Origin of the sequence: Nocardia sp. NPDC050717, from assembly GCF_040654275.1 — a bacterium.
GTDB lineage: Bacteria > Actinomycetota > Actinomycetes > Mycobacteriales > Mycobacteriaceae > Nocardia.
This window is the reverse complement of the sequence record NZ_JBFAHR010000008.1, coordinates 160,027-175,117: the sequence shown is the minus strand read 5'-3', so window position 1 is coordinate 175,117 and position 15,091 is coordinate 160,027. Positions and strand designations below refer to the sequence as shown.

The 15,091-nt window shown below is 68.4% G+C and carries 15 protein-coding genes; 8 read left to right on the top strand and 7 right to left on the bottom strand.

Going from position 1 to position 15,091, the window contains the following annotated elements; translation table 11 throughout:
• Positions 1 to 41 precede the first annotated feature (41 nt).
• Positions 42 to 449 carry a hypothetical protein gene (locus AB0H56_RS18180; RefSeq protein WP_357164213.1) on the top strand — a complete coding sequence of 136 codons (408 nt, stop codon included), beginning with the start codon at positions 42 to 44 and terminating at the stop codon, positions 447 to 449.
• Between the two features lie 122 nt (positions 450 to 571).
• Here AB0H56_RS18180 and AB0H56_RS18175 read toward each other — a convergent pair whose 3' ends face one another.
• Positions 572 to 1,063, bottom strand: coding sequence for a hypothetical protein (locus tag AB0H56_RS18175; protein WP_357164210.1), 492 nt, complete (start codon positions 1,061 to 1,063; stop codon positions 572 to 574).
• Positions 1,064 to 1,245: 182 nt separating this feature from the next.
• On the opposite strand from AB0H56_RS18175, the gene AB0H56_RS18170 reads away from it, so the two are divergent.
• Positions 1,246 to 1,851: a DUF4282 domain-containing protein gene (locus AB0H56_RS18170; protein WP_357164207.1), complete on the top strand. Its 606-nt coding sequence runs from the start codon at positions 1,246 to 1,248 to the stop codon at positions 1,849 to 1,851.
• A gap of 157 nt (positions 1,852 to 2,008) precedes the next feature.
• Entirely contained in the window at positions 2,009 to 2,854 is an 846-nt protein-coding gene (locus AB0H56_RS18165; RefSeq protein WP_357164204.1) for a helix-turn-helix transcriptional regulator, read from the top strand.
• Here the strand turns inward: AB0H56_RS18165 and AB0H56_RS18160 are convergent, their stop codons facing one another.
• Positions 2,855 to 3,253, bottom strand: coding sequence for a MarR family transcriptional regulator (locus AB0H56_RS18160; protein WP_357164201.1), 399 nt, complete (start codon positions 3,251 to 3,253; stop codon positions 2,855 to 2,857).
• Positions 3,254 to 3,413: 160 nt separating this feature from the next.
• On the opposite strand from AB0H56_RS18160, the gene AB0H56_RS18155 reads away from it, so the two are divergent.
• Positions 3,414 to 4,838, top strand: coding sequence for an MFS transporter (locus tag AB0H56_RS18155; RefSeq protein WP_357164198.1), 1,425 nt, complete (start codon positions 3,414 to 3,416; stop codon positions 4,836 to 4,838).
• A gap of 119 nt (positions 4,839 to 4,957) precedes the next feature.
• Here AB0H56_RS18155 and rfbC read toward each other — a convergent pair whose 3' ends face one another.
• On the bottom strand, positions 4,958 to 5,503 hold the full coding sequence (rfbC, locus tag AB0H56_RS18150; RefSeq protein WP_357164195.1) for a dTDP-4-dehydrorhamnose 3,5-epimerase: 546 nt from the start codon (positions 5,501 to 5,503) through the stop codon (positions 4,958 to 4,960).
• 2 nt (positions 5,504 to 5,505) lie between these two features.
• Positions 5,506 to 6,378: a glucose-1-phosphate thymidylyltransferase RfbA gene (rfbA, locus tag AB0H56_RS18145; RefSeq protein WP_357164192.1), complete on the bottom strand. Its 873-nt coding sequence runs from the start codon at positions 6,376 to 6,378 to the stop codon at positions 5,506 to 5,508.
• 239 nt (positions 6,379 to 6,617) lie between these two features.
• Here rfbA and AB0H56_RS18140 point away from each other — a divergent pair, with 239 nt between their 5' ends.
• A complete protein-coding gene (locus tag AB0H56_RS18140; RefSeq protein WP_357164189.1) occupies positions 6,618 to 7,664 on the top strand; it encodes an alpha/beta hydrolase in 1,047 nt (348 codons plus the stop codon).
• An 81-nt stretch (positions 7,665 to 7,745) separates the two neighbouring features.
• Here AB0H56_RS18140 and AB0H56_RS18135 read toward each other — a convergent pair whose 3' ends face one another.
• Positions 7,746 to 8,444: a hypothetical protein gene (locus tag AB0H56_RS18135; protein ID WP_357164186.1), complete on the bottom strand. Its 699-nt coding sequence runs from the start codon at positions 8,442 to 8,444 to the stop codon at positions 7,746 to 7,748.
• Between the two features lie 324 nt (positions 8,445 to 8,768).
• Here AB0H56_RS18135 and rfbB point away from each other — a divergent pair, with 324 nt between their 5' ends.
• Positions 8,769 to 9,770: a dTDP-glucose 4,6-dehydratase gene (gene rfbB / locus AB0H56_RS18130; protein WP_357164183.1), complete on the top strand. Its 1,002-nt coding sequence runs from the start codon at positions 8,769 to 8,771 to the stop codon at positions 9,768 to 9,770.
• A gap of 22 nt (positions 9,771 to 9,792) precedes the next feature.
• On the opposite strand, the gene AB0H56_RS18125 is transcribed toward rfbB, so the two are convergent.
• Positions 9,793 to 11,328 (bottom strand): DUF2142 domain-containing protein, encoded by a 1,536-nt coding sequence (locus AB0H56_RS18125; protein ID WP_357164180.1) that lies wholly within the window; start codon positions 11,326 to 11,328, stop codon positions 9,793 to 9,795.
• A complete protein-coding gene (locus AB0H56_RS18120) occupies positions 11,325 to 12,293 on the bottom strand; it encodes a glycosyltransferase (protein ID WP_357164177.1) in 969 nt (322 codons plus the stop codon). Before AB0H56_RS18120 ends, AB0H56_RS18125 begins: the two co-directional genes overlap by 4 nt.
• Positions 12,294 to 12,520: 227 nt before the next feature.
• On the opposite strand from AB0H56_RS18120, the gene AB0H56_RS18115 reads away from it, so the two are divergent.
• Both AB0H56_RS18115 and AB0H56_RS18110 read left to right on the top strand, forming a co-directional pair.
• Positions 12,521 to 13,039: a GtrA family protein gene (locus tag AB0H56_RS18115; RefSeq protein ID WP_357164174.1), complete on the top strand. Its 519-nt coding sequence runs from the start codon at positions 12,521 to 12,523 to the stop codon at positions 13,037 to 13,039.
• 109 nt (positions 13,040 to 13,148) lie between these two features.
• Positions 13,149 to 15,038, top strand: coding sequence for a glycosyltransferase (locus AB0H56_RS18110; protein ID WP_357164171.1), 1,890 nt, complete (start codon positions 13,149 to 13,151; stop codon positions 15,036 to 15,038).
• Positions 15,039 to 15,091: the final 53 nt, after the last annotated feature.

The following is a 15,091-nucleotide window of genomic DNA, read 5'->3' as shown; positions in this document are numbered from 1 at the left end:
AAAAACGCCGAAAGCTTCGCCGCGCTAAATAGGATCGGGGAATGAACCTCAAACTCGCCACCGGGGCCACCGCGCTCGCCACCGTCGCGCTCACGTTCTTCGCGGGCACCGCGTCCGCCGCGCGTTCCGCCGACGCGGTGGGCGGCGCCGACGACATCACCGTCACGATCACCAACACCGACGACGCCTGCTGGTCCGGCACGGTGATGGTGGACGAGAAGCTGCAGGGCGCGATCTTGTCCAAGGACAAGCCCTCGGCGGTGCTCGCGAACATCGAGGCGGGCGATCACCGGGTGCGGGTCCACCTCTACGTCGGCGAGGGGGAGAGCTGCAGCGTGAACACCCCAGCCGTCGAACTGCTGGACACGAAGGTCACCGTCGGCGCCGCGGCGGGCAACCCGATCCAGGAGCTGCTGGACGCGGGCAGCGCCGCGCTCGGCCTGAAGTAGCGCCGCGGGCCGGTCGGTCACCGACTGACCGGCCCTGGGACGCTCCGGTGCCGGAAACGCCGAAAACCCGCGATGGCGACGTCGGGGGGCGTCGCTCTCGCGGGTGACGGGGCTGTTGGTGCCTAGCTGGCCAGGGTCAGCGCGGCGCGCTTGCGGCTCGCGGCGGCGCGCACGGCGGCACCGAGGGCGACGACCGGCGGGACCCAGCGGGCCTCGGAGGGCGCGACGCCCCAGGAGGCGCTGCCCGCGGCGAGCTGGGTGGGCGGCAGCGGGATGCTGGCACCGTCGGTGTGCACGACGACGCCGGCCTCACGCATGGCCTCGATCGCCATGGCAGCCTTGCGGACGCCGGTGACCAGGTGGATCTCGCGCCGCTCCGCGCCCGGGATCTCGATCACGGGGCCGGAGAGGTTGTTGGCGCGCAGGAAGCGGCGCACCTCGCCCGCCAGCTCACCGGTGACCTCGATGGCCGAGACGGCGTCGTCGGTGATCAGGCACAGGCCGTTGGCCGTTTCGGCAACCGTCCAACCCCGCGCGGTGTACTCCTGCGCGGCGGCACCCTTCTCGGCGGCCGTGGTTGTGGTCGGAAACGTCGTGCGCACTGTGTTCTCCATTCCCCGAAGAGCTTCGTTCCTGCGTTCATGGGTCGTATCGCCCGGGGGCGGCCGACTCGTTACGCCGTCGCCGAAAAATAATCGCGACTGTTTGCTACGTCTCATTTACGCAACCTTCGCTATCGCAGGCTGTGATGTGGTCGGGGTTGGCGTGTGGCCCGAAACCGGGCAGGATTCGGGCCATGAGCGAAGCACCGGGATCCACCCCGTCTCCGGACGGGGAACCCGAGGAGTTCGAAGCCGAATCGCGCTGGCTCTCTTGGAAAGAGGCCGATGCCAAGCGTCCGGCCCCACGGGGGGACCAGCACGCCGACGGGGACAACAACGCGGACTATTCAGACATTCCGCGCGACGCCGGATTCGACGACCCGTTCCGCAGCAGCGGTTCGGCCAAGCAGTGGGCCGCCGAGGTCCTGCGGTCCCTGCTCGACGTGCAATTCCGCAGGCCCGCGACCAGGACGCTGCTGCCGCTGGCCTACATCCTCGGCGTCGTCTCCTTCGGGATCGGGGTCCCGGTCGCGCTCACGGTGCTGATGTGGAAGGCCTCCGCGCTGCTCGGTGTCCTGGCGGCCCTGGTCGCGGTCCCGCTCGGGCTCACCATCGCCGCCTCGGTGCGGCTGATGCTCGAATTCGCCGACAACGCGGCCAGGCTGGCGGGCCGGGTCGAGCACATCAGCGAGCTGGCCGACGGCCTGTTCCAGGCGCTGTCCGATGTTGCGGAACCGGTGAACCAGCTCTCCGAAGATGTTCGTGCTGTGCAGTTCTGGCGGTTCAGGCGGAAGAAGTAGCGCCGTAGCTCGTGGTGTGCCGGAAGTGTCTATGTGGTGCGCAATGTCCGATTCATTGTGAAACAATCCGTACGCAGATCCGACGAGTGGGTCGGCTGAGTAGGGCGGTCTCCCGAAAAGGTATGGGGGAGACCGGAGTTGGATACAGGGGGGAAGTATGGCTTCACCACAGGGCGTCACCGGATCGACGATGCCGCGCAGGCAGCTGGGCAGGCACTTACGTGACCTGCGTAATCAGGCGCGGATGACGACGCGGACCGCGGCGGCGCAACTGGAGTGGTCGGAAGCGAAGATCTGGCGGATCGAGACGGGGCAGACCTCGCTGCGCAGCCTCGACGTCGAAGCGATGTGCAAGGTGTACGGCGCGCCGGCCGACCTGGTCGAGCCGCTGGCCGCACTCGCGCGCGAGACCAAGGCCAGGGGCTGGTGGACGAGCTACGGCGACGTGATCCCGGAGGGCTTCGAGGTCTACATCGGCCTCGAGGAGGCGGCCACGGCGCTGTCGATCTACGAGGACGGCCTCGTCCCCGCGCTACTGCAGACCGAGGACTACGCCAGGGCACTGCTCGAGCAGACCGTCCCCGGGCTCACCGAGGCCGAGCTCGACCGCAGGCTCGCGGTCCGCGCGGCCAGGCAGGCGCTGCTCACCCGCGCGGATGCGCCGCTGCGCCTGCACGTGGTGCTCGCCGAGGCGGTGCTGACCAGGCGCATCGGTGACGATCGGGTGCTGGCGGGCCAGCGTGCCCACCTGCGCGAACTCGCCGATCTCGACTCGGTGCGGATCCAGGTGGCGCCGGCCGACACCGGCTATCACGCCGGGCTGGAGTCGGGCCGGTTCGTGATCCTGGACTTCGGCGTCGACGGCTCGCTCGACCGGCCGGAGCCGTCGGTGGTCTACGCCGAGACCTTCGCCGGGTCGGCGTACCTGGACAAGCCCGCCGAACACGAGCGGTATCGCACCGCGTTCACCGACATCTGCGCGGCCGCGGCCGGGGTGCTGTAACTACCAGGAATCGGCGAGCACCGAGCGGTGCGTGGGCAGGGCGTTGTCGTAGACCGCCCTGCCCTTTTCTGTCAGCCGGACGAAGATGGCGCGGCGGTCGGCGGTGCACATGGTGCGCTCGACCAACCCGTCGCGTTCCAGCCGGGCGACCGCGCGGGAGAGCGCGCTCTGGCTCAGGTAGATGTCGCCGGCCAGTTCGGTCATCCGGTACTTCTCGCAGTCCGCGTCGACCAGGCGATCGAGGGTCTCGAACTCGCTGAGGCCGATGCGGTGCTGGTGCTGAAGCGCCTTCTCCAGTGCGCAGCTCACGGCGGCGTGCCGATCGAGCAGTTCGCGCCACTGGCCGACCAGCTCGGTGGGCGCTTCGTTGCGCCGAGCTGTGGTGGCCGGGTTCGACATGGCCCCATCTTAGTGGTCCGCACATGTCCATGCAACCGCAATTTATGTGTTGGCATTTAATGCGTGTGCATGTAATGTTCCCCGCATGACTTCGCCGGCAACACTCTCGGCCGCAGATCAGGCGGCTGATACCACCAGGTGGCCCCTACGCCTCTGGGGCATGCTGATCACCCTGTGCATCGTTCTGTTCCTCGACGGTCTCGACGTTTCGATGATCGGTGTCGCGCTGCCGTCCATCGGCGCCGAACTCGATCTGTCCACCTCCACCCTGCAGTGGCTCGTCAGCGGCTACGTCCTCGGTTACGGCGGTCTGCTGCTGCTCGGCGGCCGCACCGCCGACCTGCTCGGGCGCCGCAAGGTCTTCCTCATCGCGCTGGCGGTCTTCGCGCTCGCCTCGCTGGTCGGCGGCCTGGTCAGCGACCCGACGCTGCTGATCGTCACCCGCTTCATCAAGGGCCTGGCGGCCGCGTTCACCGCGCCCACCGGCCTGTCGATCATCACCACGACCTTCGCCGAGGGGAAGGCGCGCAACAAGGCGCTGTCCATCTACACCGTCTTCGGTGCGGGCGGCTACTCCATGGGTCTGCTGTTCGGCGGTCTGATGACCGGCGTCGGCTGGCGCTGGACCTTCCTGCTGCCGGTCCCGATCGCGCTGGCCGCGCTGGCCGCCGCCTTCGTGCTGGTGCCCAAGGACGGCAAGGCCGAGGAGGGCGGACACGATCTGCTCGGCGCCCTGCTCTCGACGGCGGGCATGCTGCTGCTCGTCTACACCGTGGTCACCGCGCCCGAAGTGGGCTGGGCCTCGGCCCGCACGATCGGCTCGTTCGTCGCGGTCGTCGCGCTGTTCGCCGCGTTCGTGATCACCGAGCAGCGGGTGAAGCACCCGCTGGTGCGCCTGGGCATCCTGCGCAAGGTGTCGCTGGTGCGGGCCAGCCTGGCCATCATCGCCGTCGCCGGTTCGTACTTCAGCTGGCAGTTCATCGTCACCCTGTACATGCAGGACTCGCTGGGCTGGTCGCCGCTGAAGCTGGCCATGGCGCTGCTGCCGGTGGGCGTGCTCGTCGTCGGGTCGGCGTTCTTCTCCGACAAGCTGATCGACCGCTTCGGCACCGGGCCGGTCATCGCCGTCACCATGGTCGTGATGGCCGTCGGCTACCTGCTGTTCCTGCGGGTCGACACCGCGCCGGACTACCTGACCGTGCTGCTGCCCGCCATCCTGCTGATCGGCATCGGCTGGGTCGGCTTCCCCGCCATCAACGTGCAGGCCACCAGCGGCATCGATGACGACGAGCAGGGCCTGGCGGCCGGCGTGCTACAGACCTCGATGCAGGTCGGCGCGGCCATCGTGCTCGCGGTGACCACCGCGATCGTCACCTCCGGCGGGCACGGCGCGGGCGCCACCCCGCAGCAGATGCTCGACACCTACCGGCCGGGCCTGGTGTTCGCGGCGGGTGTCACGATCGTCGGCGCGCTGGTCGCACTGACGGTCTTCCTGCCCCGCCTGACCCGTCCGCGGGTCGACGAGGTGGCCGGTGTCACCGAGGTGCCGGTGAACGGCACCAAGGAGCTCGAGCCGGTCGGCTGATCCGAGCCAGGCAACGAACGGCACCACCCAGCGCGGGTGGTGCCGTTCGCATGCCGATCCGACGCGACAACAAATGTTTGCGGCGAGGTCACGAGGCCGAAAACCCGCGGCGCCAGCCGCTAAAGACGCGGCGCCGCTTCGTCTTTGGCGGAGCGGATGTAGGTGAGCGGGCTGCCGTCGCGGCCGACGGTCGGCCACTCGATGGCCAGCCGGGGATCGAAAGCGTCCAGATCGCGGTCGAATTCGGGGGTGTACTCGAGCGAGCACAGGTAGGTGACCGTGGAGCGGTCCTCCAGGGAGAGGATGGCGTGGCCGAGGCCCTCGGACAGGAACACCGAGCGGCGGTGCACGTCGTCGAGCAGCACGCTGTCCCAGCGACCGTAGGTCGGTGAGCCGGGCCGCAGGTCGACGACGACGTCGAGGAACGCTCCGCGCACACAGGTGACGTACTTGGCCTGGCCGGGCGGGTCCTCGGTGTAGTGGATGCCGCGCAGCACGCCGGCCGCCGAGACGGAGGTGTTCACCTGGTGCAGTTCGAACGGGCGCCCGGTGGCCTTCTCGAATTCCGAGGCCTTGAACGATTCGCAGAACATGCCGCGGTCGTCGCCGAGCAGCCGCGGCGTCACCTCCCACGCGCCGGGGATGGCCAGTTCACGGATCTGCATGCCTACCAGTCTTTCCCGCGCGCGATCAGATCCAGCAGGTAGCGGCCGTAGCCGGAGCGCACCATCGGTTCGGCCAGTTCGCACAGCTGATCGTCGGTGATGAGCCCGCGGCGCCAGGCCACCTCCTCCGGCACGCCGATCTTGAGGCCCTGGCGTTCCTCGATCGTGCGCACGTAGTTGGCGGCGTCGAGCAGGGAGTCGAAGGTGCCGGTGTCGAGCCAGGCGGTGCCGCGGGCGAGCACGTCGACGCTGAGCCTGCCCTGTTCGAGGTAGGCCCGGTTGATATCGGTGATCTCGTATTCACCGCGCGCCGACGGCTTCAGCTCGCGGGCGATCTCCACCACGTCGTTGTCGTAGAAGTAGAGGCCGGGGATGGCGTAGTTCGAGCGCGGGACCTTCGGCTTCTCCTCGATGGAGACCGCCCTGCCCTGCTCGAACTCCACCACGCCGTACGCGGTCGGGTCGCTGACCCAGTACGCGAAGACCGCGCCGCCGTCGATGTCGTGGAAGCGCTCCAGGCTGGCGCCGAGGCCGGGGCCGTGGAAGATGTTGTCGCCGAGCACAAGGGCGGCGGGCTCGGTGCCGATGTGGTCGGCGCCGAGGACGAAGGCGCGTGCGAGCCCGTCGGGCTCGGGCTGCACCACGTAGCTGATCGAGACGCCGAACTGGCTGCCGTCACCGAGCAATCTGCCGAACGCCGCGGCATCCTCCGGCGTGGTGATCACCAGAATGTCGTCGATCCCTGCCAGCATGAGGGTGGACAACGGGTAGTAGACCATGGGCTTGTCGTAGACCGGGACGAGCTGCTTGCTCACCCCGCGCGTGATGGGGTGCAGCCGCGAACCGGTGCCGCCCGCCAGGATGATTCCGCGCATGGGGGAAGTCTGCCAGTTCCCGCCGTCGCGGAGTCGGGGAGGTTCCGACACGTCGACGAATTGATCACGAAGGTTTCGTGTTCTGGTGTGTCGGGCGATAACAGCTACAGGCACGGCGTTCTTCTGATTAGGTGAACGTCGATGTGTGAAACATCACTGTGTTAGATGTCAGCGCCGACATCGGACCCGGAGATCTGCGCCGGTCCGCGGTCGACGCACCAGTGTGAGGTAGGTGCGCGATGGGAGCGACGAAGATCCCCGGACCCGGTGTGGTGGGCTCGATCACCCCCGCTGTCACGGCGAAGAAGACAGTCAGCAGGCCCGATCAGGGCATCATCGTCAACTCGGGGCGAACGAGTACCTCCGCGCGGGTGCTGATGGGCGCGTGCGTCGGCGTCGTCGGCCCGCTGCTGCGGACCGTGCCGATCAACCGCACCACCATTCCCGTCGGCGCCCTCGCCGTCGACCTGCTCTCGCGCCTGCGGCCCGAACCGCACGGCATCGAGCGCGAGGGCATCACCATGGACGGCTTCAAGATGGAGATGGTGCGTCCCGCGGGCGGCTCGCGCGCGCTGCGCCACGGCGCGGTGCTGTACATGCACGGCGGCGGCTTCGCCGTCGGCGGGCTGCATTCGCACCGCGCGATCGCCGCGGGCATCGCCAGGCGGACGGGGCTCGCGGTGCTCAATGTCGAGTACCGGCAGCTGCCCGGCTCGATCAGCGCGGCGATCGACGACTGCGTCCTCGCCTACCGCTGGCTGCTGCGGCACGGCGCCGATCCGGCCAGGATCACCTTCGCCGGTGACTCCGCGGGCGGCTATCTCGCCTTCGCCACCGCCTTGCGCGCCCGCGAGATCGGCCTGCCGCTGCCCGCCGCGCTCGTCGGGCTGAGCCCGCTGCTCGATCTGGATCACGTGGCCAAGGAGGCCTACGTCAACGCGGGCCGCGACGCCTACATCCCGCTCAAGGGCCTGTCGGCGGTGGTGCGGATGGGTTGCCTCGGCGCGCTCGATCCGGCGATGTCGCCGGTCAACGCCGATCTCGCCGGGCTGCCGCCGGTGCTGCTCATCGCCGCCGAGGACGAGGTCCTGCGCTACGACTGCGAGCTGATGGCGCATCGGCTCGCCGCGGCGGGCGTCCCGGTGACGCTCGAGCTGTGGCGCGGTCAGGTGCACGCGTTCATGAGCATCCTGCCGAGCATGCCGGAGAGCCGTGCCGTACTCGGCCGGGTCGCCAAGTTCGTGCGGGCGGCGCTGGAACCCGCCCAGCGGGCGCACACCGCGTAGGGCCGAACCGGCTCGGCCGGAAACGAAGCGAACCCGCTCGGAATGCTCCGAGCGGGTTCGTTGCCTTCGTGCTGCCGAGAATTACTTGGCGGGCGGGGTGAAGGGCTGGTTGATCGTGGTGAAGTACTGGACCGCGGCGGCGATCGCGACCGGGGCGGTCACGAAGATCTGGCCCAGGATGACGCCGAGGGCGCCGATGGTGGTGGCACCGACGACGCAGCCCGCGATCGGGCCCGCACCGAAGAGGGCCAGCAGGACACCGGTCGCGACCAGACCGGCGGCGGCACCGGCGATGCAGCCGATGGCCGCGCCACCGAGGCCGCCGGCGAGGGTGCCGATGGTGGCGCCCATGGAGATGGTGGAGGTCAGACGCGACCAGGCGGCCTGCTCACGCTCGTACTCGGTCTTCCAGGGGGCCTTGTCCTCATACGGCAGGGCGACGGGCTTGTAGATGGCCTTGGCCGGGTCCAGCTGCGGGGTCAGCACGGCGGTGTTGCCGGAGATCTCGGCGGCGATCGGGAGCTCGTAGTCGTCGAGGCGGAACGACAGCGGGGTGCCCGCGACGGTGGCGCCGTTGGCGGCCTTGATCTTGAACACGCCGTCTTCGACGACGAGGGAGCCGGCGTCGGTGGTGATGACGGACTTGGCGCCGTCGACGACCTCGGCCTTGTAGTTGATCGGGGCGGCCTCTTCGGGCGCCTGGGCGTGCACGGTACCGGCGGTGACGCCCATGGCAGCGATCAGCAGCGCCGAGGTGGCGGCGAATTTCCTCATCAGCATTTCAGGTAGACCTCGATGTTGGAGCTTTCGGAGGGGACCCGTAGATCAAAATCCCTCGCAGCTAACGCCCGGTGAACCGCCTGTGACCGCTCATTCAAATTCCGTTCACCATAGATACCCCGATCCCAGTGCGGAGAACGAAACCTGAGCGTTGACCGGGCTTTTTCTCAGGAAACCAAACTCTTAGTCTTAACCTGGCGTGGTAGCTAGTGACGGACGTCACAGTGTAGATCGCGAGACCGTCACAGTTGTGGCGCGCTGCGGCAACGGAACTCCGCGGCCTGCCGACACGGAAGGGGCGGATGAGCACGTATCGTTGGCGTCGTGCGAGTGCTCGTAACCGGCGGGGCCGGGTTCATCGGTGCGAATTTCGTCCAGCAGACCGTGGCCACGCGCCCGGATGTTCAGGTGACCGTCCTCGACGCGCTCACCTATGCCGGAAACCGGGCGTCCCTGGATTCGGTGGCCGACCGCATCGAATTCGTGCACGGTGACATCGCCGATCTCGACCTGGTCGACAATCTGGTCAGCGGTGTCGACGCGGTCGTGCATTTCGCCGCCGAATCGCACAACGACAACTCCCTCGCCGAGCCGTGGCCGTTCGTCCAGACCAATATCGTCGGCACCTACTCGCTGCTGCAAGCAGTGCGCCGCCACGACGTGCGCTATCACCACGTCTCCACCGACGAGGTGTACGGCGACCTCACCCCGGACGACCCGGCCTTCACCGAGCAGACCGCCTACAACCCGTCGAGCCCGTATTCGGCCACCAAGGCGGGCAGCGACCTGCTCGTGCGTGCCTGGACCCGTTCGTTCGGCGTGCGGGCGACGCTGTCGAACTGCTCCAACAATTACGGCCCGTATCAGCACGTCGAGAAATTCATCCCGCGCCAGATCACCAATCTGATCGACGGTGTGCGGCCCCGGCTCTACGGCGCGGGCCATCAGGTGCGCGACTGGATTCACGTCGACGATCACAATCGCGCGGTGTGGGACATTCTCGACCGCGGCCGGATCGGGCAGACCTATCTCATCGGCGCGAACGGCGAGCTCGACAATCTCAGTGTCGTGCGGATGATCCTGGAAGCCTTCGACCGCGACCCCGCCGACTTCGACCACGTCACCGATCGCCCCGGCCACGACCAGCGCTACGCCATCGACGCGAGCCTGCTGCGCGCGGAACTCGGCTGGTCACCGCGCTACGCGGACTTCCGGGCCGGGCTGGTCGACACCATCACCTGGTACCGCGAGAACGAGGACTGGTGGCGGCCCAAGAAGGCCGCCACCGAACGCGCCTACGCCGACGCCGGCGAGCGGACGCTGTAGTCGGCGCACCGTCGCCCGGGGCTCAGCCCCAGACGACGGTGTAATACGTCGCGGCCGCGGCGATCAGCGCGAAAAGCGATGCGCAGGTGACGGTGATCGCCGTGCCGCGGGTGGGGATCACGCCCGCGGAATCGGTGAGCCGCAACGGAACCCAGCGCGCGATCACGGCCAATCCCATGATCGCCAGCGGCACGAAATAGCGGCCCTGCACGCCGTCGATGATGTAGAAATCGACGGGCGTGAACGACATGTACAGCGTCACGTAGACCATCGCCACGCTCGCCAGCACCGTCAGCGCCACGATCAGGGTGCGTTTGAAGGTGGCGGTGGCGCTGTTCATCCGATCGGCGATACCGAAACTCACCGCGAACGCGATCAGGCACGCCAGCATCGAAATGGCGGGCACGTCCACATACGCGAAACCGAGTTCACCGAAGAACTGGTTGAACCAGCGGTGATCGCGCAGCGCGATGCTCTCACCGAAGGTGTGCACGAATTGCACGGGGTCGCTGAGGATTCCCTTCAGCTGATCACCGGGACGCACCTCGTACCACTGGTGCTGCGGCCGCATCAGGCCCATGCCCTCGCCGGTCGCCGACGCGATCTTGGTCCAGGCCAGGAAAAGCGTGCCACCGACCGCGGCGAAAACCCACGGGATCAATTTCAGTTTGCCGCTGAAACCGAGCCGGTCGGCGGGCACGACGACAACGAGCATCGCCAGCAGCACATAGGTCGGCTTGCTCAGCGGCAGCGCGATCGTCGCGGCCAGCAGTGCGCCGGTTTCCACCGGCCGCAGCCGGTCGCCGAGGAACAGCGCCTTCAGCAGCAGTGCCGACACCATGATCGCCAGCGCGTTGGTGAGCGTGTCCGCGGTGACGGTGCCCGCCTGGAACAGCGCGATCGGCAGCACGGCCACGGTGAACACCAGCCACTGGCTGCGCCGTTCCCGCAGTGCGTACAGGCCGAAGCCGACCACCGCCAGATAGGCCACCAGGCCGGCCAGCCTGGTCAGCAGGTACATCCCGCCGACATTCAGACCGAGCGCCTCGCCGAGCCGGATGCCCACGGCGGCAGGCACATACGGCACCGGCGAGTAGGCGGCGGTGTTGGTGAACCACATCGGCTTGGTGGCCGAGCTGATCTCGGCGGCGCCGAGCCGGTCGTAGGCGCCGGGGTCGGCGACCATCGCGTCGGGTTCGTCGGGGTTGTCGTTGTAGTCGCGGAAGGCGTAGCCCATCAGCGCGTCCACGCTGACCGGGATGTCGCCGCCGTAGGCGACACCGCGGTCGTCGGCGATGCGCTGCGGGAACACCCCGCCGTGCGCCACCTGGTAGGCGCGGCCGAACTGGGTCAGCTCGTCGTGCCCCCAGAACGGCGGCGTGAGCACGGCGAACAGGGCGCCGAACACGGTGGCCAGCACCGCGAAGGCGACGGTGGCCGCGCCCAGCCTGCGGTTCAGCGCGCGCACGGGGGCGAGCACGCGATCCTTGGCGCTCGGCGCGGGTGGAACGGTCTTGCTCGGCTCGACCACGGTGTCGGGCTCGGTCGAAGTCGTCACCTACGGTCTCCGGCGGCGATGTCCTCGGTGACGCCGGCCGCCGAATAGCGCAGGTAGATCAGCCGCGCGGCCTCGTGACGGGAGCGACGGATGCCGTCGAGGATGAGTCCGGCGGTCCAGGCCAGGCTGCCGAGCAGCACCAGGGTGAACCCGAGGAACAGCGTGGGGAACCGCGCCACCTCGTGGGTGTTGTAGAAGTCGATCACGATCGGCACGGTCAGGATGATCGAGATCAGCCAGGTGATCGTGCCGAACAGGCCGTAGAACGCCACCGGGCGTTCGTGCCGGGCCAGGCCGAGGATCAGCGCCAGGATCTTGGTGCCGTCGCGGTAGGTGCGCAGCTTGGACTCACTGCCTGCCGGACGGTCGCGGAAGCCCACCTGCACGGCGGTCTGCGGCACCCGCAGGTGCAGCGAGTGGACGGTCAGCTCGGTCTCGATCTCGAATTCGCGCGAGACCGCGGGGAAGCTCTTCACGAACCGGCGCGAGAACACCCGGAAGCCGCTGAGCATGTCCTCGACGTTCTCGCCGAACACCTTGCCGACCACACCATTGAGCACCTTGTTGCCGGTCTCGTGGCCGGAGCGGTAGGCGCTGGAGTCGCTGTCGTCCTGCTTGCGCACGCCGAGCACGTGGTCGTAGGGGCCCTCGAGCAGCGTCTTGATCATCAGCGGGGCCGCCGACGCCTCGTAGGTGTCGTCGCCGTCGATCATCAGGTAGACGTCGGCCTCGATGTCGGCGAAGGCGCGGCGGACCACATTGCCCTTGCCCTTGGTGTTCTCGTAGCGCACGATCGCCCCGGCCTCGCGGGCGCGTTCGGCGGTGCGGTCGGTGCTCAGGTTGTCGTAGACGTAGACGACGATCCCCGGCACGGCGGCCTTCAGGTCGGCGACGACCTTGGCGACCGCGGCCTCTTCGTTGTGGCAGGGGACCACGGCGGCAATGCGAAGCTCGGTGGAGTCCACCCGGGTCAATCCTCGATGTAGGCAGCAATTGGGTCACCGGGAGGGTACCGGATACATGGAGCGCTGGTGCGCTCGAGTCGCGGCCCCAAGGGCCGCTGGCCAGCGCTCGAGACTCGCGCCTGCGGCGCCTGCGCTTCGAGCACTGACCAGCGACCCGGCCGCGACCCGCCGCTGCGCGGCGGATCCCTCCTCGAGGTCGGGATGTGCGGGTCGGTTACCGTCGGGGCGTGTCGCAGCAGAGTGAGCCGAGGTCTTTTGTGTCGAAGGTCTGGACGGCGCTGCGGCAGGGCGCCGCGTTCCTCGTCGTCGGCGCGATCGGGTTCCTCGTCGACGCGGGCACCTACAACCTGCTGGTGTTCTGGGGCGGCGGATTCTCCTTCTCCGAGGGTGTGCTCTATCACGCGCCGTTGCCCGCCAAGATCATCGCGATCGCGGTCGCGACGGTGGTCACCTACTTCGGGAACAAGTGGTGGACCTTCGCCCACAAGAAGACCGACAACCCGGGGCGCGAATACCTTCTGTACGCGGTGTTCAACGTCGTCGCGATCGGCCTGCAACTGGGCTGCCTCGGCTTTTCCCGCTATGTGCTCGACCTGTCCAGCCCGCTCTCGGACAACATTTCCGGCACGTTGATCGGCCAGATCGTCGCCGTCGTGTTCCGCTATTGGGCCTATGACAAATTCGTCTTCACCGGCTCCTCCGCAACCGAGGAGCAACACGCGCGGGGTGCGGCGACACCTCACTGACAGCGCGACGTGTCCGGGCGATTGATATTCTCACCCCCGCCCGCCGCGCCGCCTTCTTCACGTGACTGCTTGCGCCGGCGCAGTCGATACCGAGAATTTCGAGGACTTCATGGAGCAGTCGGCTACCCAAGCCGTGACCGAATCGAACGACGCCGCGCCCGCCTCGCTGCGAGGTGAACACGCTGCGCCCGAGCGGTTGGTACTGGCGAGGGGCATCTTCACCGGCCCGTCGGCCCGGGTGAGCGACGAGCTGTACGCCGTCGTCAAGGGCGGCGCCGCGGTGCGTGAGCGCCTGTCGCTGCACCTGCCCAAGGGCGCCACCGCGCACACCAACACCTACTTCGGTCGCTTCGCCGCCAGCTACTGGCAACGCTGGACCACCGTCACCGAGGTGACCGCCACCGCGAACCTGCGAGTCGGCTCGAAGGCGAACGTGCGCCTCGTCGCCTCCGACATCGCGGGCCACCGCCGCATCATCGCCTCGCTCGTGGCCACCAGCAGCGGCTACGTGAGCCTGACGGCCCCGCTGGACCAGTACGTCGACGGCGGCGCGCTGTGGCTCGAGTTCGACGCGATCGGCGGCGAGCTCGACATCGCCGAGCTCGCCTGGACCGCGCAGGCGCCGGAGAAGGTGCGCCCGGTCGCGATCGCGATCTGCACCTTCAACCGCGCCGAGGACTGCGCGCACACCGTCGCCGCGCTGGCCTCCGACCCGACCGTGCTCGGCGCGATCGACGCCGTCTACGTCGTCGACCAGGGCACCGACCTGGTCGAGAACCGGCCGCTGTTCCAGCAGGTGCGTCCCGACTTCGGCGACAAGCTGCGCTACATCCGCCAGCCCAACCTCGGCGGCGCGGGCGGCTTCACCCGCGGCCTGTACGAGGTGTCGGCGGCCAACGAGCACGCCGACGTCATCCTGATGGACGACGACATCCTCTGCGAGCCCGAGACCGTGCTGCGGTTGCAGGCCTTCGCGAACCTGACCGTCGAGCCCACCCTGGTCGGCGCGCAGATGCTGTTCCTGCTCAACCCCGACTACCTCAACGTCGGCGCGGAGGAGGTGAAGCTGCACGAGCTCAAGCACGGCCAGAAGGTGCCCAAGGCGCTGCGCAACACCTCCATGCTCAAGAAGAACCAGGAGCGCCGCGTCGACGCGGGCTACAACGCCTGGTGGACCTGCCTGATCCCGGCCGAGGTGGTCGCCAAGATCGGCCTGCCGGTGCCGATCTTCTTCCAGTGGGACGACGTCGAGTACGGCATCCGCGCGCGTGAGCACGGGTTCGTCACCGTCACGCTGCCCAACGCGGCCGTGTGGCACGCCGACTTCTACTGGAAGGACTACGACGACTGGGCGCGCTACTTCTCCACCCGTAACTCGCTCATCGTCGGCGCGCTGCACACCGATCTCGACGGCAAGGCGATCACCAGGGACTTCTTCCGCTACATCGCCGAGCACCTCGTCGGCATGCAGTACGGCCTGGTGCACACCACCCTGCAGGGCATCGAGGACTTCATGAAGGGCCCGAAGGTGCTGCGCGACGGCGGCATCGACGCGCTCGCCGCCGCCCGCGGCACCCGTGGCGACTACCCGGAGACCATCAAGCACCCCGCCGCGACCCCGCCGGTGAACTCCGCCGACATCCAGGTCCGCCGGGCAGGCGGTGAGCCGAGCCGGATCACCCTGGTGCTGATCAAGCGCGCGATCACGCAGTGGACCGGGCGCACCCAGCACGGGCTGATCGGTGTCACCCGCGAGGACGCGCACTGGTGGCACGTCGGCCTGTTCGACCACGTGGTGGTCACCGACGCCTCGCAGTCCGGTGTGCGTGTACGCCGCCGCGACAAGGCTCGCGCCCGCGCGCTGCTCATCCGCACCTACCGCACGCTGCGCAAGCTCCGCAAGGAACTGCCCGCGCTGCAGGCCGAGTACCGCGCCGCCGTCCCCGAGCTCACCAGCCGGGAGAACTGGGCCAGGCTGTACGGCATCGACCCCAGCTGAGCTCGAAAACCGCACACCGCACCGGAATCCGTTCCGGTGCGGTGTTTTTCGTC